The sequence below is a fragment of the Mesorhizobium loti CJ3sym genome, assembly GCF_000472785.1.
GTDB classification, from domain to species: Bacteria; Pseudomonadota; Alphaproteobacteria; order Rhizobiales; family Rhizobiaceae; genus Mesorhizobium; species Mesorhizobium loti_E.
In genome coordinates, this window is record NZ_AXAL01000031.1 from 55,500 (window position 1) to 73,645 (window position 18,146).

Annotated in this window: 14 protein-coding genes; 3 read left to right on the forward strand and 11 right to left on the reverse strand. The window is 60.5% G+C overall.

Features of this window, described 5'->3' with window-relative positions; all coding sequences use genetic code 11:
- Window positions 1-15: 15 nt before the first annotated feature.
- The 8 genes from A3A9_RS0131405 to A3A9_RS0131440 all read right to left on the reverse strand — a co-directional run bounded on the left by A3A9_RS0131405 (window position 16) and on the right by A3A9_RS0131440 (window position 11,048).
- Entirely contained in the window at window positions 16-495 is a 480-nt protein-coding gene (locus A3A9_RS0131405) for a class I SAM-dependent methyltransferase (RefSeq protein WP_027062172.1), read from the reverse strand.
- A gap of 211 nt (window positions 496-706) precedes the next feature.
- Window positions 707-1,888, reverse strand: a complete 1,182-nt coding sequence (locus A3A9_RS0131410) for an ABC transporter permease (RefSeq protein ID WP_027062173.1) — start codon at window positions 1,886-1,888, stop codon at window positions 707-709.
- Window positions 1,885-2,883: an ABC transporter permease gene (locus A3A9_RS0131415; protein WP_027031334.1), complete on the reverse strand. Its 999-nt coding sequence runs from the start codon at window positions 2,881-2,883 to the stop codon at window positions 1,885-1,887. The genes A3A9_RS0131410 and A3A9_RS0131415 overlap by 4 nt, the downstream gene beginning before the upstream one ends.
- A 2-nt stretch (window positions 2,884-2,885) precedes the next feature.
- Complete coding sequence (locus tag A3A9_RS0131420) at window positions 2,886-4,784, reverse strand: ABC transporter substrate-binding protein (protein ID WP_027062174.1); 1,899 nt, start codon at window positions 4,782-4,784, stop codon at window positions 2,886-2,888.
- Entirely contained in the window at window positions 4,781-6,676 is a 1,896-nt protein-coding gene (locus A3A9_RS0131425) for an ABC transporter ATP-binding protein (protein WP_027062175.1), read from the reverse strand. The genes A3A9_RS0131420 and A3A9_RS0131425 overlap by 4 nt, the downstream gene beginning before the upstream one ends.
- Window positions 6,677-6,833: 157 nt before the next feature.
- Window positions 6,834-8,174: an adenylate/guanylate cyclase domain-containing protein gene (locus A3A9_RS0131430; RefSeq protein WP_027062176.1), complete on the reverse strand. Its 1,341-nt coding sequence runs from the start codon at window positions 8,172-8,174 to the stop codon at window positions 6,834-6,836.
- A 236-nt stretch (window positions 8,175-8,410) separates the two neighbouring features.
- Window positions 8,411-9,754, reverse strand: coding sequence for a nucleotide sugar dehydrogenase (locus tag A3A9_RS0131435; protein WP_027062177.1), 1,344 nt, complete (start codon window positions 9,752-9,754; stop codon window positions 8,411-8,413).
- Window positions 9,755-9,866: 112 nt separating this feature from the next.
- Window positions 9,867-11,048, reverse strand: a complete 1,182-nt coding sequence (locus A3A9_RS0131440) for a DUF3095 domain-containing protein (protein ID WP_027062178.1) — start codon at window positions 11,046-11,048, stop codon at window positions 9,867-9,869.
- Between the two features lie 74 nt (window positions 11,049-11,122).
- Between A3A9_RS0131440 and A3A9_RS0131445 the strand changes: the two genes are divergently transcribed.
- Together A3A9_RS0131445 and A3A9_RS0131450 are read left to right on the forward strand one after the other, a co-directional pair.
- Window positions 11,123-12,211 carry a glycosyltransferase family 4 protein gene (locus tag A3A9_RS0131445; protein ID WP_027062179.1) on the forward strand — a complete coding sequence of 363 codons (1,089 nt, stop codon included), beginning with the start codon at window positions 11,123-11,125 and terminating at the stop codon, window positions 12,209-12,211.
- Window positions 12,208-12,984 carry a polysaccharide deacetylase family protein gene (locus tag A3A9_RS0131450; protein WP_027062180.1) on the forward strand — a complete coding sequence of 259 codons (777 nt, stop codon included), beginning with the start codon at window positions 12,208-12,210 and terminating at the stop codon, window positions 12,982-12,984. Before A3A9_RS0131445 ends, A3A9_RS0131450 begins: the two co-directional genes overlap by 4 nt.
- Before the next feature lie 73 nt (window positions 12,985-13,057).
- On the opposite strand, the gene A3A9_RS0131455 is transcribed toward A3A9_RS0131450, so the two are convergent.
- The 3 genes from A3A9_RS0131455 to A3A9_RS0131465 form a co-directional block, all read right to left on the reverse strand.
- Entirely contained in the window at window positions 13,058-13,912 is an 855-nt protein-coding gene (locus tag A3A9_RS0131455; RefSeq protein WP_027031342.1) for an MBL fold metallo-hydrolase, read from the reverse strand.
- A gap of 77 nt (window positions 13,913-13,989) precedes the next feature.
- A complete protein-coding gene (locus A3A9_RS0131460; protein ID WP_027031343.1) occupies window positions 13,990-14,439 on the reverse strand; it encodes a cyclic nucleotide-binding domain-containing protein in 450 nt (149 codons plus the stop codon).
- Between the two features lie 35 nt (window positions 14,440-14,474).
- The gene (locus A3A9_RS0131465; RefSeq protein ID WP_027062181.1) at window positions 14,475-17,189 is read right to left on the reverse strand and encodes an ABC transporter transmembrane domain-containing protein; all 2,715 of its coding nucleotides are present in this window, start codon (window positions 17,187-17,189) and stop codon (window positions 14,475-14,477) included.
- Window positions 17,190-17,459: 270 nt separating this feature from the next.
- On the opposite strand from A3A9_RS0131465, the gene A3A9_RS0131470 reads away from it, so the two are divergent.
- Window positions 17,460-18,131 (forward strand): class I SAM-dependent methyltransferase, encoded by a 672-nt coding sequence (locus tag A3A9_RS0131470; RefSeq protein ID WP_082222305.1) that lies wholly within the window; start codon window positions 17,460-17,462, stop codon window positions 18,129-18,131.
- Window positions 18,132-18,146: the final 15 nt, after the last annotated feature.

The window sequence follows — 18,146 nt, forward strand, 5'->3', positions numbered from 1 at the left end:
GGGACGTCTCCACCCTCAAACGCGCCTGCTGAGAAAATAACGATCGGCGGGCTCCGAAGTCGGCGGCGGGAGGCGTTGCAATTGCGGGTGATCGAGCGGTGTGCCGCTGACCGCGAAGCCGCCGACGCGAAGCAGGCGCGCAATCAGATCGGGAAGCCAGGTAGAGGTTATTGCGTCGCGATCGTCATAGCCTGTGCCGATGTCGGCATGAACAAGAGCGGCGTCGATGCCGATGAACCTGACCCCTGTCTCGCGTATTTCGCCGAGCACGAGGTTTTCAGCGTCGGGTATTGAGCTGGCATGTGCGCCGACTTCGCGGTCGAACACCACGATCCGGCGCCCGGGCAGGCGCTCGCGCAGATGGTGGAACGTCCGGCCATTGCCGAGGCCGAGCTCGAGCACGGGCCCCTCCATCTTCGCCACTTCGGGGCAGATTTGATTGAGAATGTCGCGCTGCGCGCTCATCCTGCTGATGAAATTATCGAGGCGACTCATATGCGTCTGTGTGTCCTGAACCTGCTCAAAAAAATAGGCAATGCCCGCGATAAGAACCGGTTCAAGGTGACCCGAAGGCGACCCGCCAAACTCCGATCGCGTCTCGCCACCTATAGAAGCGAACGATGAGCGCTGCAACAACCGGGCAGGCCGCCGGCAAGGACCATACGGGGGGGAGTCTGCGGCCCAGCGTGTGGCGGAAATAGCGATCTCACTTGTAGGGGTCCGCGGCGTCCCGCAACCCGTCGCCGAAGAAGTTGAACGCCATGATGACGAGAATGACGGGGAGCATCGGCAAAAGCAGCCATGGATAGAAGGCGATCACGCTGACGCTGCGTGCCTCGGTGAGCAGGATGCCCCAGCTGGTTGTCGGTGCCCTCAGGCCGAGCCCGAGGAAGCTCAGCGCCGTCTCGCCCAGGATCATGCCGGGTATGGAGATCGTCGCCGTTGCGATCAAATGCGACATAAAGCCGGGAATGAGGTGCCGCCCAATGATGCGGCTGCTGCTGGCGCCCATCAATTGTGCGGCCAGAACGTAATCCTCCTCGCGCAAGGCTAGAAGCTTTGAACGCACAGCCCGCGCCAGTCCGGTCCAGTGGATCAGACCGAGAATGACGGTGATGCCGAAATAGATCAGGATCGGGCTCCAGGTTATCGGCATGATCGCCGCCAGAGCCAACCACAGCGGAATGCTGGGGATCGATTGCAGAACTTCGATTATCCGTTGAACGATCAGGTCGAAGATACCGCCGTGATAGCCGGCCAGTCCGCCGATGACAATGCCGAGCACAAAGCTGAAACTGATGCCGACGAGGCCGATTGTCAGTGAGATGCGCGCGCCATAGATGATGCGCGAGAGCACATCGCGCCCCAGCCTGTCGGTGCCGGCGAGAAAGAGCTGGCCGTTTTCGGCAGGGCAGACAAAATGCCTGTCACCTTCGATCAGGCCCCAGAACCGGTAACTGTCGCCCTTGCAGAAGAAACGGATCCGCTGAACATCATCCTGTTTCTCGATGTAGTTTCGCTTGAGCGTGTCCATATCCAGCGTCATCTGGCGGCCATAGACGAACGGCCCGACGAGCTGGCCGTTGTGGAACAGGTGCACCCGCTGCGGCGGCGAATAGATGTAGTCCATGTTGCGCGTGTGCAGATTGTAGGGCGCCAGGAACTCGCAGATCAGTATCCCGAAATAAAGCGCTGCCAGGAATATGCCGGATACGACGGCAATCCGGTGCTTTCGGAATTTCCACCACATCAGCCGCAACTGCGACGCCTGATAGACCTTCGATTGCTCGGGCGTCATCGCCTCGACCGACTGCAGGTCAAAGGGCGCGGTGGAAACGTAGTGTTGCAGGGGAGCACCCGGAGCGGGCAGCGGCGATTGCGTGCTCATTTGGTGCTGCCGCCCTGCAAACGAATTCGTGGATCAAGCAGCGCCAGCGCCAGGTCGGAAATCAGGACACCGATGACCGTCAGGAAGGCGAGGAACATCAGGAACGACCCTGCCAGATACATGTCCTGGCTCTGCAGCGCCCTGATCAGCATCGGCCCGGTCGTTTCCAAAGACAGCACGATCGCGGTTATTTCGGCGCCGGAGATGATGGCCGGCAGGATAGAGCCGATGTCGGAGATGAAGAAATTCAGCGCCATGCGCAGCGGATATTTGACCAGCGCCTTGAAGGGATGAAGGCCTTTGGCGCGCGCGGTCACGACATATTGCTTGTGTAGCTCATCGAGCAGATTGGCGCGCAGCCGCCGGATCATGCTTGCCGTGCCCCCGGTGCCGATGATCAAGACCGGGATCCAGAGATGGGCGAGGATCGACTGCGCCTTGGCCCAGCTCATCGGCTCGCCGAGATATTGCTGGTCCATGAGATGGCCGATGGACGTGCCGAACCAGATGTTGGCGAAATACATCAGGATCAGCGCCAGCATGAAGTTCGGAATGGCAAGGCCGAGAAGGCCCAAGAACGTCAGGCCGTAGTCGCCCCAACTGTATTGATGCGTGGCGGAGTACATGCCGATCGGAAACGCGATAAGCCAGGTGACGATGATCGTGACGAAGGAAACCAGCACGGTCAGCCACATTCGGTCGCCGACGACGTCGCGAACCGGCAGCTCATATTCGAAGGAATAGCCGAAATCGCCGTGCAGCATTCCGCCGACCCAATAGAAGTAGCGAATGACCGGCGGCTGGTCGAAACCATATTCCTTGCGCATCATCTGGATGCGATCGGAATCCACCGCTTCGCCCTGGGCCCGAAGCTCGGCAACATAGCTGTCGAAATAGTCGCCCGGCGGAAGTTCGATGATCGTGAACACCAGCGCCGATATGACCAGCAGCGTTGGAACCATCACGGCGATGCGCCAGACAATATATCGAAGCACGCTCAGGTCTCTCCAAGCCAGAATGTATCCGGCATATAGACACCGAAATAGGCCGTCGGGTCGTAGCCGTAGAGCGCCTTGTCAGGCAGGTTGCGCAGCCGCGAGGACGCCAGAACCGGCTGATGCGTTGCATTCACCGTGCCGATCGAAAACACCTGATCGGTGTAGATCGACAGCATTGAATTCCAGATTTCGGCGCGCTCCGCGGCTTCGGTCGATGCGTTCCAGCGCTTGAGCAAAGCCATCAACTCGACCACAGGAGGAAGATCGGGCGCCTCACCGACCGTGCCATGAGACAAGTAGTGAGCACCCCAGAGCGGCCATTGCAGCTGGTCGTCGATGGTGGGGGCCAATTGGTACGGGTTCATGTCGGCGGTCGGCACGCCGTTGTCGATGCCCGACCACATCGACATCATGATCTCGCCGCCAAGCGCGCGGCTGCGGAAGATGTCTCGCTGCGAAGTCCGGATGAACAGGGCAATGCCGATCTTGCGCCAGTGATCGGTGATGAGTTCGAGCGCGTCGGTTTCCAGGGTGCTTTCGCCGGCCGTTTCCACGATGACCTGCGCCGGGCGTCCGTCGGGAAGTATCCGCAAGCCGTCATCGTCACGCGCCTGAAGCCCGACCTCGTCGAGCAGCGCATTGGCCTGGTCGGGATCATGGGTGACCCAGGCTTTCGCGAATTCCGGTCGGTAGAGCGGGCTCTCCGGCAGGACCGTATCGGCACTTTCCTGCGCCAATCCGTAGAACACAGCCATGTTGATCTCGCGCCTGTCCACAGCGAGCGAAAGCGCGCGGCGCACGCGCACGTCACGGAAGAGGCCACGCCACACCTGGTCGGCACAATTCAGATTGGGCAGCAGCGCCAGCCGCGAGCCCTGTGTCCGTTTCCACAGATGCATCTTCACCGGGTAGCGCTTCTCCGCGTCCTTCAGGAATGAGTAATCGGCGAAGTCAATTCCCATGCATTGCAGGTCGCTCTCGCCCGCACCGGTCTTGGCGGAAATGATCGCCGACGAACTGACATTCATGACAATCCGGTCAACATAGGGCAGTTGCCGGCCATTCTCGTCTATTCGATGAAAGAACGGGTTGCGCTCGAAGATGAACTGCTCAGCCGGCGGCTTGGTCCGGTTCTGCCAGGGATCGAGCGTCGGCAGCTCCGGGTTCTCCGGTCGATACTGCCGCGACATGCGGATATGCAGGAGCGTCCATTTCGGGGTCCGATACTCCTTCATCAGGCCGGCGAGCCGGAATGGATCCTGGTATTTCTTGTGGAACTGCTTGAGATAGGCGGCCGGCAGAACAAGCGATAGCGGCGAAGCAGCGGCGAGCTTGGGCAAGAAGTCGGGATTGGGCGCATCCCAACTATAGCGGACCGTCAACGGATCGACGATCTCGAAGCGTGGTGGTTTGCCGTCCGCCAGCAGCGCCGGGGCGAGCCCGCCTTCCGAAAGTTCATCGTTCAGCCAGACATCTTCCCAGCAATAGCGAAAATCTTCCGGCGTCAGCAGGCTACCGTCAGACCATTTATGTCCTTCCCGTATCTTGAAAGTGAAGACGCGATCATCCGCTATGTCGAAACTTTCGAGAATGTCTGCTTGCAAGTTAAGCTTTTCGTCGTAGCCGACCAGGCGAGCATACCCGTAGATCGTCATCATCCGGATATCTTTCTGGCTGCCGATGATCGTGCGCAGCGTGCCGCCATACTGGCCGGGCTGCCGGCCCATCGCAGCAAGGTTCAAGGCGCGCGGACTCTTGGGCAAGCGCTCGGCGAGTGCAGGCAGCGCCCTGGCCGTCAGCAGCGGCTGAAGAAATCCCGGCTCCAGATCGCCGGCGCGCACCGGGCTCGGCAGAAATGTCGAAGCCATGAGGCCAAGGACGGTGCGGCGGCTGATCAATGGCGCAGGTCTCCAACATCGGCCGAACGTCGAGCCAGCACGAGGTGGCCGCCGCCAAGGTCGAGCGGCGACAGCATATCCTCGTCGCCCTCGTCGCGGAATTGCGGTCCCCATGCGCTGGTGTCGGAAGCGCCGCTGTGCTTCAGCGTCTTGAAATCCATCGGCCTGTCGAGATCGGGGAAAGGCACTGCGGCGACCAGCGAACGCGTGTAGGGGTGGATCGGTTTCCTAAGCAGAATTTCGCGCGGCGCAAGCTCGACGATACGCCCGCCGCACATCACCGCGATGCGGTCCGCCATATAGTCCACCACCGCCAGGTTGTGGGATATGAACAAGTAGGTCAGGCCCAGTTCCTTCTGCAGGTCCTTCAGAAGGTTCAGGATCTGCGCCTGGACAGAGACATCGAGTGCCGAAACCGGCTCGTCGCAGATCAGGAGTTCAGGCCCCAGCGCCAATGCGCGCGCGATGCCGATACGCTGACGCTGCCCGCCGGAGAAACTGTGCGGATAACGCTTGATGAAGCGCGGATCGAGCCCGATTGCCTGCATCAGGCTCTTGACCGTGGCGAGTCGGGCCGCGGCATTGCCACGTTGATGGATTTCCAGCGGCTCACTCAAGATGTTCTCCACCGTCATGCGAGGTGAAAGCGACGAAACAGGATCCTGGAAGACCATCTGGATTTTCGCGCGCAGCATGCGCAGGGCGTCTCCCTCGGCTTCCAAGACGTCGATCGGTCCATCGCGGCCGTTGAAGATCACAGAGCCGCTGCTAGGGGTGACAGCCCGCATGAGGATCTTGCTGACGGTGGTTTTGCCGGAGCCGCTTTCGCCGACCAGACCCAGGCACTCGCCCCGCCTGATATCGAAGCTCACGCCGTCCACGGCGCGAACAGGGGTTTGATGACCGCCGCCGAACCATCCGGACTTGCGGATGGTGAAGGTCTTTGTCAGATCCCTGACCGACAGCAGGATGTCGTCCGGCCCCTTCGATGCCGGCGCCGTCTGCTTGCCGAGCAGGTTCCCGACATTGACCGGCACCTCGCGGAGCGCCTTTAGCCTTTCACCAGGCTTCAGGTCGAAATGCGGAACGGCTGCCATCAGACCCTTCAGGTAAGGGTGACCTGGCCGGCGGAATATCGCCTCGACAGGCCCCGCTTCCACGATCTCGCCATGGTAGATGACCACCACCTCGTCGGCGACATTGGCGACCACGCCGAGGTCGTGCGTGATCAGCAGCATTGCCATGTTCAGCTTGGTCTGAAGCCCGCGCAGCAATTGCAGGATTTGCGCCTGGATGGTGACGTCCAACGCTGTCGTCGGTTCGTCGGCGATCAACAAAGCGGGCCGGCAGATAAGAGCCATGGCGATCATGGCGCGCTGACGCAATCCTCCCGAAAGTTCAAACGGATACATGTCGTAGGCGCGCTTGGGATTGGGAAAGCCGACAAGGCTGAGCATTTCCTCGGTCTGTGCCTTGCGCTCCGGCCGAGCCATGGGCGTATGAATCTGCAGGGATTCGCTGACCTGGTTGCCGATCGTGTGCAGCGGCGACAGCGATGTCATCGGCTCCTGAAAAATCTTGCCAATGCGGCTGCCTCTCAACGCCCGGATTTCGGGGCCATCACGCGGCATCTGCAGGATATCCTGCGTCGTGCCGGGCTTTTCAGGATCGGAAAACAGGATACGGCCGCGAACATGGGCTGTGTTCGGCAAAATGCCCATCACTGCCTGGCTCAGAACCGATTTTCCGGAACCGGACTCGCCCACAAGGGCGGTAACCTTGCCGGGCAGGACGCGAAGACTTGCACGCCTGACGGCATGCAACGGTCCCCCGATAATGGCAAAAGAGATGCCAACATCCTCGATCCGCAGCAGATCAACGCCTGCATTCATTCTCACGCCAGCCCCACTCTGGAGGCCTGCCAGGTGGCAGGCCCAGAAAGCGAGACTAGCGCATTGCCAGCCTAGAGCAACTTGGATTCGAAACGATCCTCCCGGCGGAGCCGGCGACCGGACTGCATACCAGGGCGTTCGGATCGGATCGTGGCGGTTACTGGAGCTTCCTCCGGTCGCCCACCGACAGTCGCGCGGCATCGCGATGAAGCAGCATGACCTGCTCGGCTTCGGATCTTCGGTCGTGAGCCGGCTCCAGCGCGCCGTCTTCATCGAGTGCGAGAGCACCCGACAGATTGGGTGCAAGCACCGTCAGCTTCTGCTTGATGCCCGCCAGTTCCTCATTGCCGAGCGTCAACCAGCTGTTGGCGCCGCAATAGCTGGCGAAGTCCTTGCTGGCGAGAACGCTGTGCGGATATTTCTTGGTCAGGGTCTGGAGGCGCTGGACCTCGTTTACAGCCGAGCCGAAGACAGAGAATGTGAGCCGGTCGGTAAGCCCGACATTGCCGAACATGACATTGCCGACATGCAGGCCGATACCAAAGTTTATGTCGCCCAACCCCTGCTCCTTTCTGCGCAGATTGAGTTCCATCATGCGCGCGGTGGCCTTGTGCGCTGCCGCAAGAGCAGCCTGGCAGGCGATCTCGGACTGCGAGCGGTGTCTTTCGCAAGGGTACACGGCAATGAAGCCATCCCCCAGGAAACTCATGATCTGCCCGCCTCTGCGATTGAAAGGTGCAGCAATGGCATCGAAAAACTGGTTCAGCGTATCGATATAGATTTCGCGGCCGGAGGTTTCGGCAAGCCTAGTCGACCCGCGCATATCGCCCATGACCAGTGCGGCCCGGATTGTGTCGCCCTCGCCGCGCTTGATCTGGCCGTCCAGCACGCGCCTGCCGGCGTCGCCACCGAGATAAGTGGTCATCATGTTGTCGGCGAGCTTGGTGAGTACCGCCATCTTGGTTGCGATAGCGAGATGGTTCTGGATGCGCAGCAGCGCCGAAATCATGCTGTCGCTGAAGCCTGCAGCACTGTCGGTGGACCAGGACCCCAACATGCCCTGACTGGTGTTGCCGTTGAAGGGATGGACGAAAGCCATGTAATCGGTGACGCCCATAAGCTTGAGTTCATCGAAAACAGGAAACTCCGACGGCACCGACGCGTTGAACCGGCGCCGCAGATGGTCGAGCTTGTTGCTGAGCAGATGGTAGTATGGGCTGGTAAGGAATCTGTCGGACTGCACGCCGCCCTCCTTGCGGAAGCCTTCCATTTCCATGCCCTGGCCGCGAAGCCAGGTGAAGCCAAGCGCGTCATAAAGCGGATGCAGCATCGAAAAACTCAAATGCACCCGCTTCAGGGGCAGGCCGGCAGCGGCCAGCCGTTCACAAAAGCCTTTTACCAATGTTTCCAGGTCGTTGCCTGCCAGCGCCGATTGGGTCAGCCAATCGGCAACCTTATCCATAAGAATGGTGGAAATTTCTGCTTGCGCTGTGCTCATACTGTCTCGAAACCCGTCCATTGATCCGCCATAACTCAGTCCGCCAACGATCCAAAGATAAGCCCCGAAGTCAACGAGGCCGGCTTCGGCGGCAAAAGCGGCGAAGAATTTCTCGGATGACTGTCCTTGCAGCCAAGGACCAGGCGCAACTGCATTTATCATTATGTGGCGAGGCTGCCGGCGAAGTGCAATCACGATCCTGACATCGGGCAAAAAATTCGCCGGCTCAGACGCCGTCAGGCCTTCACCACCGTCTCTCTGGTCAGCCCGAGGCGGCCAAAGACATTGCGTGTGTCGACGATCAGAAGGGCGTGATCAGCGATCGCCTGATAGTCGATCGCGTCGTGGTCGGTTGCAACGACGACAGCATCGAAATCCTTCAAGGCCGCCTCGGTCAATTCCACCGAGCGGCGTCCCTTGATCGCCATATGCTCCCGCGTGGTCGGGATCTCGGTAACATGCGGATCGTGGAATTCCGCCTTGCCGCCCCATTCCTCGATGAGTTCAATGAGCCGCAGTGAGGGGCTTTCGCGGATGTCGGGCACATTCTTCTTATAGGCTAGCCCGATGATGAGAATGCGCGAGCGGCTGAGCGCTTTGCCGCAGCGCCGGTCCAGTGCCTTCGCCAGTTCATCGACCACATGACGCGGCATGGCTGTATTGATCTCTGCCGCCAGCTCGATGAAGCGGGTCGGCAGTTCGTATTCGCGCGCCTTCCACGTCAGGTAGAAGGGATCGATCGGAACGCAGTGCCCGCCAAGTCCGGGGCCAGGATAGAAAGGCATATAGCCGAAGGGCTTGGTCTTTGCGGCCTCGATCACCTCCCATATGTCGATGCCCATCGCACCGAGCACGACCTTCAACTCGTTGACGAGGGCTATATTGACCGAGCGGAAGATGTTTTCCGTCAGCTTGACCGCCTCGGCGGTCGCCGTGGTGGAAACCGGAACGACGGTCTCGACCACGTTCTGGTAGAAAGCCTGGACGAGCGTCGCCGCTTCAACGCCGTCGCCTGCCACGACCTTGGGGATCGTCGCGACTTCGAAGCTGCGATTGCCGGGATCCTCGCGTTCGGGCGAGAAGCCGAGGAAGAAGTCCGTCTTCGACTGCAAGCCGGTTTCTTCCAGTATGGGCTTGATCACGTCGTCGGTGGTGCCGGGATAGGTGGTCGATTCCAGCACGATCAGCTGGCCGAGACGCAGATGCTTGGCGATGGTGGCTGCCGTGTTCCTGACAAAGGAGAGGTCCGGCTCGCGGTGTTTGGTCAGCGGTGTCGGAACGCAGATGATGATGACATCACAGACGGCCAGCTCGGAAAAATCGGCGGTGGCGCGGAAACGTCCGCTCGCCACCTGGCCGGCAAGGGCCATCGACGTCACCGCCTCGATGTAGGATTGGCCCTTGTTCAGGCTCTCGACCTTCTGGGTTTCGATGTCGAAGCCGGAAACCGGAAAGCCGGCGCGCGCGATCGCAACCGACAGCGGCAACCCGACATAGCCCAGTCCGATCACGCCGACTTGCGCGGCGCGCGTCGAAATCCGGTTCAAAAGACGGTCATATGTGGATCGTGAGGCGTCCAAAAAACTACTTTCCCGTCAATTCGGACAGACTACCCGCGCCCATGGCGAGGCTCACCGGGTCCCCAAGAACCATGGCCGAGGCATATTGCCGAAAATCGATTTCCGCAAGCCGTCATTGGACCGGCGCCTTCGCCTTCAGGTTTGCGGCAGCCATCGCATAGCCGCCGTCGGCGCCATCGATGAAATGAACATGATCGGGCTGCAGCGGCGAGATGACGAGGCAGGTCATCAAGGCCGACTTCTGGCGGTGCAGGCCATAGCTGCAAATGCCCGCCTCTTCCGCCTGTTTCAGCCGGTTCTCGATCCGGTGTAAGACATCCGCGTCAACATCGATGGTCATCTTCAAGCCGTCGTCGAACTTGCGGAAATCCGAATTGCTGGCCACCTCGCGCTTGTAGACCTTCGGATCGAAACGACCGATGGTCCAGCCAAATCTATCGGCGACCGCCGTAAGCGTCATCAGGAACATCACCCACAGCTTCGCCAGCCACCGTCGCCCTGGCGGCGCCGTGGCCCGCGCCTCGACATCGAGGCCAGCGGGCATGAGACTATAGCCTGGCCCGTCCACCGGCACCGGGTGGCCATCACGCTCCTGCCTGCCGGCAAGCGCGATGATGTCGGACGCCAGAAACTGAAAACCGCGCAAGTCTCGCGAAGCCCCCGGTATGGCTATGATCGAGACGATTTCGCCGTGCCGGGCTTCGATCGGGTTCCAGCGGCAGGAGAGGCCGGTCAGATCCGGCCGCGCGCCGGCCGGCGCAGGGTCGATGCGGTAGCGCCCGGCTTTCATCTCGGCTTCCGCCCAACTGCCGCCACCGCCGGCGAACATGGCATAGAAGGCCGCTTCGGAGGCCTGGAACCTCGCCACGCGAACATCGAAGCCTTGCGCTCTTATGTCCTTTATCGGCACGATTGCCGCACGCAAGGTCAGGTCCAGTTCGTCCGCCACCCATCTCTGGACAGAAGCCAGCGCGTTGCGGGCGATCTCAAGCGCCGAGCCGGGAAACGCCACGAGTGCGCCGTCGCCGCCGAAGACATAGGGAAGATCTTGCCGGCCCAGCGCATTGAGCAGCGCCGAAATGACGCTGGCGCCGGCCATATTGACGGTTTTATAGCGCCCCGCCTCGATCGCCTTGGTCGAGCCGACAATGTCGGCGGTGGCCAGCGCCCAGCCATCGGGCAGAGGCCGATAATTGTCGATATCGGCAACGCTTTCGAACTTTGCGAAGACTGGCAAGGAACCGACAAACGGGTCGGACGCGACAGCTGTTTCCATGAGCATTAGATAGCACATTCCAACGCTTGAAGGTGAAGTCGATCGTGCTTCGAAATTGACTTGCGCAGGCTTTCCGATGATAGGGTCGCGCGATGCGAATTGCCTTCTACGCGCCGCTGAAGTCACCCAATCATCCCGTCGTCTCCGGCGACCGCCAGATGGCACGGATGCTGGTCAAGGCGCTGGAGCACGGAGGGCATAGCGTCGAACTGGCATCTGAGTTGCGCTTCTATCTACGCCAGCCGGAGCCGAAAAGTTTCGATGCGCTCAAGATCGAGGCCACGGACGAGGCCGAGCGGCTGACCAAGCTTTGGCATCGTGACGGCAAGCCAGATCTCTGGTTCACCTACCATCCCTATTACAAGGCGCCCGACTTGATCGGGCCCAAGCTGGCGTCGACCTTTGCTGTCCCCTATGTGACAGCGGAAGCCTCCTATTCGAGGCGACGCAACGCCGGCTTGTGGGCCGATAGCCAAGGCTTGGTGGCGCGAGCCATCGAAAAGGCGGCGCTGAACATCTGCTTCACCCAAAGGGATCGCCAGGGGCTGACAGATGCGATTCCCCAGGCCGTATTCGATATGCTTTCGCCCTTCATCGACACATCGGCATTCCGCGACATGCCGTCACGGAGTTGTCCGACGCGCCTCGTTACCGTCGCCATGATGCGCCCGGGCGACAAAGTCGAAAGCTATCGCATGCTGGCGCAAGCCCTCGGCTCGATCGGCCACCTGCCCTGGACCATGTCGGTCGTCGGGGACGGGCCTGCCCGTGACGAGGTCAAAGGGCAATTCGCCGGCTTGCCCGCCGACCGTATCGAATGGCTTGGCGCGATCGAGCCGGCCGCCGTGCCGGATGTTCTTTACAGCGGGGGAATCTACGTCTGGCCGGGTTATGGCGAGGCCTATGGCGTTGCCTATCTTGAAGCACAGGCCGCCGGCCTTCCGGTGGTGGCTCAGGACATCGCCGGCGTGCCGGAGGTCGTGCGGGATGGCCAGACCGGGTTTCTCACCCCGCCGGGCGATGTCGCGGCGTTCGCTTTCGCCATTGAAAGGCTTCTGACCCGTAACGACGAAAGAACCATCATGGCCGCACAAGCCAGGCGTTTCGTCCTCGAAGAACGTTCTCTCGGTGGCGCGGCGGCGCGTCTGGCCGAACTTCTCAAAAAGATTCCGGTCTCATGACAACCGGTCCGATCTGGCAGCCCTTGGTGGAAGAACTGGCGCGCCGGCAACGGGCGGGCCGCAAGGCGGAGTTCTGGCTACGCGACGATGATGCCGTGGATCCGACGCCGGCGCTTGATCGGCTGCTCGACCTCACCGGCGAATTCGCGGTTCCGGTCACTCTGGCCGTCATTCCGGCGCAGACCGACGGGAAGCTTGTCGTGCGGCTTGACGAGGCGCCGCATGCCACGGTCGCCGTCCATGGCTGGGCGCACCGAAATCATGCGCCCGAGAACCAGAAAAAACAGGAGCTCGGTGCGCATCGGCCACGCGATGCGGTGCTCGATGATCTGGCTCGCGGGCTGTCGCACGTGACCGGCCTGCACGGCACACGTGCCGTTCCGATGCTGGTGCCACCCTGGAACAGGATCGACGCCGGCCTAGTGTCCGACCTTGGATCGATAGGATTTGCGGCATTGTCGGTCTTTGGCCCGCCGAAGCCGGCTTCGCTGGCGGTCATCAACAGCAATGTCGACATCATGGATTGGCATGGCACGCGCGGTTGCCGAGATCATGGCCTCTTGGTTCAGGCTATCATCGCGCAATTGCAGCATGCAGACGACGGTGGCGAACCGGTCGGCGTTCTCACCCACCATCTCGTACATGATGAATCGGCCTGGCTTTTCCTCGAACGGCTGTTCGCAGTCACCGCACAGGCCGAAGCCTGCGCATGGCTTCCGATCCGGACATTGATCGGGCGCAGCGCCGCCACAGCAATTCCAAGAAAAGTGTGAGCGGTTTTGCCGGGAAAAGCGCATAGGGCTTTCCCTTGGGAATCGCGTCAAAACGGATATGAAGCAAAATAACTCAGCGCCCTTTGTGCAATGCGACTGGAAATTCCAGCGTCTGGCCGTCCCGCGCGGCAAAAGCGCCGGCAAACCTGTCTTTGGCCAGCTTTTCGATCTCCTCCAGTTCCTCGTCGGTGCGTGACGGATCGTGGTGAAACAGCGCGAGCCCCCGCGCACCGGCCGCCTCACAGAGCTTGACGCCCTGTTGCCATGTCGAGTGCCCGTTACCGTGGCGGCGTTCCATTTCCTCTTCCGTGTAGGTACAATCGTAAATGACGAGGTCGGCATCTCTAATCAGGCCGAGCACCGCCTGATCGAGCTTGTCCGGCTCGTGCTCGGTATCTGTGATCACCGCCACGACGCGGTCGGCCCATTCCACCCGGTAGCCTATGCAGCCGCCCGGATGGACAAGACTGCCGGTTCGCACCACCACCCCCTCGCGCGGCTGAAGCACGTCTCCGGACACGAAATCGCGACAGTCGAGGCTTGCCTTGCAGACGTCCAGTTTCACCGGAAACCACGGCGGCCGTATGAACTTATCGATCATCTGCCGGGTCGTCATGCGTCCTGCAAGATGTCCCGACCAAAGCGTAACCTTGACGCTCCGGTCATAGATCGGGGCAAAAAACGGCAGCCCGATGATGTGATCGTAATGGCAATGAGTGAAAAGCAGGTCGAAATCGGTCACGCCCGACGCCCGAAGCGCCCCGCCGGCAGGCCGCAGGCCGGATCCCGCGTCAAACAGAAGCGTATGCTTGCCACATCGCATCTCAATGCAGCTTGTGTTGCCGCCATAGCGAGAGAATTCTGGCCCCGATACCGAAATGCTGCCGCGCACGCCCCAAAATCTGACCAGGAAAACGTTGTCGTCCATGCTGCAACCCCTTCGCAGTCCCGTCGCCATGATAGGCAGTGCCATCACGACGGCGAGGCTTAAGCGCACATCACTCGTTACTTGGCGCTCCGCGCGTCGATCAGATCCGCGGTCGTATGGCTTAGGCGATCGGCAAGAACCCGCACCATCTCGATGGTCATTTCCGGGAACTCCTTCATAAGCCTCAGAAAATGATCCTTGCGGATTCTCAGGGCTTCCAGTTGAGTTGCCGCTCTGACGGTGGCCGTGCGGGAGCTGTTGCACAATATGGCGATTTCGCCAACAATCGAATTCGGTAGCAGTTCGGCGACTTTTATCGGCCCGCTGTCGGAATCCACCAGAATGTCCGCCTTGCCTGAAAGGATGACATAGGCGGCGTCGCCCTCGTCGCCCTGCCGGAAGAGGATTTGACCGGCGCTGTAGTTCACACGATCGGATGTGAACGCAAGCAGCTTGAGCTTTGCCGGCTCAATGCCGGAAAACAGGGGAACGCGTTGCAGCATTCCAACTTCATCCTTGAGCAGCATTGTCGCAAACCTTCCCAAAATTCGCGTTTGCCAGACTATGACAGAAGTTCCTTGAAGATACCGTTCTCTGCCAAAAGTGTCTCGTGCGTTCCGTCTTCCACCAACTGACCCGAGTCGAAGACGATAACCCGATCGAACATCATCGCCATTGCTGGATTGGTCACGGCCCACACAATTGCCGGCGAATGGTCGTCGCGTCTGGCTTCCTCGAGCACGTTTCGCAGCACCTTGTCCTGCATGCGCTGGTCAAGCGCCGACAGCGGCCGGTTGAGAATGAGAAAATCGGGACGCTTGAGCAGGGCCCGGGCAACATCGAGCTTCTGTCGCTGTCCACCGGTCAGCCGCCTGCCACCGGCGCCGACGTCGAAGTCCAGGCCGACATCCAGAAGTTCGGCATAAAGCCCGAGTTCGTCAAGAATGTCATAGACGATGGCGCGTATGCGGTCCGGCGCGTCGGGATGGTTGTTGCCCACACGCCCAAACAGGACATTGTCCATGACGGTGGCCGCGGCGATGTATTTGGCAGGGTCATACCGTTCGACCGCATTTTGCAGCTCGGGCGGCAGGTTTTCATAGAACTGGTTGCGTGCGGCGACGATCTTGTTCATCAGCTCGTCGCTCAGCAGGCCGAAGCGGTGCAGGGGCTCGATATAGGCAAAGCTCAAGGTGATGATCATGGCGCGGTCGGCCTCCGAAACCGCCTCGTAGGGACGGTTCTTGAGCCGCTGCAGCAAGGTCTCGTAGGCGGGTATCTCCTCGGCGCTCATGAAGGCGAGCTGCTGGAAGAACTGGTGGTCGGGCGGCAGGTCGGCAAACAGCTCGATCGTCTGTTCTGCGATCTCCATGCCCATGCCGTAGAGCGTGCCGTCGAGGCCGGCTTGCTTCAGCACGGAAGCAAAATAGGGATTGGCCGCCAGAGCCTTGTCGGCCAGTGCAAGGCCGGAGGCAGCGCCGAAGAGCAGGTTTTGACCGATCGTTGCTTCCTTGTTGTAGGCGCCCGGTTCGAAAGGAACCACCAGTCCGCTCAGCCCCTCTTGTTCCAGCCGGGTTCGCAGCGCCGCACGCAGTTCGACAATCCGCTTGGCAAGCTCCGTGTGGCGCTGGAGGTCGGCCAACGAGCGCAAGCCAAGATCCAGAATGTCGCGTGACAGAACAACCGCGTCGAGCACCCGGCGCACGGCCTCAAAGAGGCCGTGCGGGCCGGTGGCGCCAGCAGAAGCATAGTCGATCCAGTCGCTGTGGACATCGAGATCCGGATTGCCCGACCGATGCGCCTCGGCGATGTTCCAGCGCTGCTGATCTGCCGCGGCGCCCTCATAAGGCACCGATGTCAGCGGCGCATGCTTCAAGCCGTAGAGCAGGTTGTCGCGGAGGCTTGCGTGGAACAGGAAAACATCCGACGAGGCATAGGACATGCGCCGGCCTGTCACGGCTTCGGGAAGTTCAAGCAGGTCATCGGCGCCCGAAACAATCCTTCCGCTGTCCGGCCAGTTCAGCCGCGCGAAGGCTTCCGCAAGCGCCTCTGCGCCCCCTGTAGCAGTACTGACCAGTGCCACCGTCTCACCCGGCTTGACCTGCAGGGAGATGCGGTCGAGGAGCATTGCGCCGCCATCGTCTGCTATGGACAAACTGACCGCCGACAAGGGGTTGGTCATCGGACCGGGATCATCGACCATCAATGCCCCGATTCTCGGCGCGATGAGATCCTCGACGGTGAACTGTTCAACGACCTGCTGATATTTGACCTGGACATCCTGCCGATCCTGATCCCAGTCGATCAGTTCCTTCATTGGTCCTGGCAGGTCCTTGTAGGCGCCGATCACGGCCACGAGCTGGCCGACGTTCAGCCGCCCGGCGATGGCCAGGTACCCGCCGATCATGTAGAACAGGAAGGGCGTGATCTGCGCGAGAAAATTATTCAGGAACTTTACCATGAATTTCCATTGGTAAAGATCGAAGCGGATCTTGAAGATCAGTCCGAGCCGGGCTGCTATGTCGGCGCGCTCGTAGTTTGACGTATCGTGGACGTGAACCGCGCCAATGCCGTCGACGATTTCGCCAACCCGGCCCGAAAGCGCGCGCGCCGTTAATTGCCGTTGTCGCCCGAGCACGATCAGCCGCCGCCGCATTCGCGGGATGAGCACGATCTGGATCACCACGATCACGAACGCTATCATTCCGAGCCAGACATTCTGAACCAAGATGAACAGCATGGCCGTCAGCGCCTGGCCGCCGAGCAGCACTGGCTGTAGGAAGGCATCGCCGATGAAGCCGCCCAGCGGCTCCACCTCGTCCTTCACCATGGTCGCCACTTCGGCGGATTTCACACGCTTGAAGTAAACCGGCGGAAACCGCAGCACACGATCGACCAGTTCGAAGCGGATGCGCCGTAGCATGCGTTCGCCGAGGCGGCCCTTGTAGGTGTTGATATAGAGTTTGAACAGGCCGTTGATGACGACGAGCAACAGGAACACAAGGCTCAGGGCGAGCAGCGTCGCTTTGCGGCCGAGCTGAAAACCGGAGAAGAACAGGACGTCGCCAATGAACGGCAAGTCATAGTGTAGCCTCATGAATGGCTGGGTCGCGCCCGGTTGCTCGAAGCCCTTGCCTTGGATCGGGCCGTTGACGATCAGCTTCGGCAGGTCGAAGGACATGAAATACGGGATCATCGAAAGCACGACGATCATCAATATCCAGAGCTGCTGCTTCCTGGTGTGCGTCCAGATATAGCGGGCTAGGCTGGGTTCCATATGCGACTGTGGTCTTTCAGGTAGAAGGATTCAGGATGAAAAAGCACCTGCCGGCGCGTGGCGTGTCGGCAATGTCTTCGTCGCCAACCACAAGCCCGAATCTGCAGTGCATGCAAGGCGCCGATGATCCGGACAGAGGCAACCGGCTCTCTCCGGCGCCGGGCAATGGCAAAGCGACTAACAGCATAATCATGTCCGCGGATCAAACAGCCTTGCGGGGGGCAAGATTGCGTTGTGTCGCCCGAAATCCCACCATACAAGACGAATATGATGGATGTCACGCAACCACGCAATGCCGGCATGGACGGGCACGACCAAACCCTGGACCTCACGCGGGGAATTGCGGCCTATGTCAACAACCCTCTGGTGGCGGGGCTGGCGCGCGTCATCGCCAAGCATCCGAAGGCCGATGTCGCCAACGCCTTCAACCACAAGCAGGTCGCCTGCAAGATGTGGGCGCTGGACAGGCTTTTCGAAAGCAGTGGCGGCCGGTTCGGGCGCATATGGGTTCTGGGTGGCTGGTACGGCGTATTGCCGGCAATGCTTTTCAACGACGCCCGCTTCGACATCGCAGCGGTCGACAGCATCGACATCGATCCCGAAGTCGCGCCGGTCGCCCGGACCCTCAACCGGGAAGCCGGAGATCGGTTCCGGGCGCTGACGGCAGATATGTACGAACTCGACTATGCGGTCGGGAGGGCCGACCTGACGGTCAATACGAGCTGCGAACACATAGCGGATCTGCGCGCCTGGCTTGCCCTGCTTCCGCGGGGCACGAATGTACTGCTGCAATCGAACAATTATTTCAGCGAGCCAACGCACATCAATTGCGTGGCTTCACTTGCAGCGTTCGAAGCTATGGCGGCGCTACGGGAGGTGCGGTTCTCCGGCGAACTGCCGACAAAAAACTATACACGCTTTATGCTGATCGGGACTGTTTGATGCATTTCGCCCAAA

Coding starts and splice junctions, on each gene's coding strand:
- A3A9_RS0131405 (WP_027062172.1), bottom strand. CDS start 495: ATGAGTCGCCTCGATAATTTCATCAGCAGGATGAGCGCGCAGCGCGAC.
- A3A9_RS0131410 (WP_027062173.1), bottom strand. CDS start 1,888: ATGAGCACGCAATCGCCGCTGCCCGCTCCGGGTGCTCCCCTGCAACAC.
- A3A9_RS0131425 (WP_027062175.1), bottom strand. CDS start 6,676: ATGAATGCAGGCGTTGATCTGCTGCGGATCGAGGATGTTGGCATCTCT.
- A3A9_RS0131430 (WP_027062176.1), bottom strand. CDS start 8,174: ATGAGCACAGCGCAAGCAGAAATTTCCACCATTCTTATGGATAAGGTT.
- A3A9_RS0131440 (WP_027062178.1), bottom strand. CDS start 11,048: ATGTGCTATCTAATGCTCATGGAAACAGCTGTCGCGTCCGACCCGTTT.
- A3A9_RS0131445 (WP_027062179.1), top strand. CDS start 11,123: ATGCGAATTGCCTTCTACGCGCCGCTGAAGTCACCCAATCATCCCGTC.
- A3A9_RS0131450 (WP_027062180.1), top strand. CDS start 12,208: ATGACAACCGGTCCGATCTGGCAGCCCTTGGTGGAAGAACTGGCGCGC.
- A3A9_RS0131455 (WP_027031342.1), bottom strand. CDS start 13,912: ATGGACGACAACGTTTTCCTGGTCAGATTTTGGGGCGTGCGCGGCAGC.
- A3A9_RS0131460 (WP_027031343.1), bottom strand. CDS start 14,439: ATGCTGCTCAAGGATGAAGTTGGAATGCTGCAACGCGTTCCCCTGTTT.
- A3A9_RS0131465 (WP_027062181.1), bottom strand. CDS start 17,189: ATGGAACCCAGCCTAGCCCGCTATATCTGGACGCACACCAGGAAGCAG.
- A3A9_RS0131470 (WP_082222305.1), top strand. CDS start 17,460: ATGGATGTCACGCAACCACGCAATGCCGGCATGGACGGGCACGACCAA.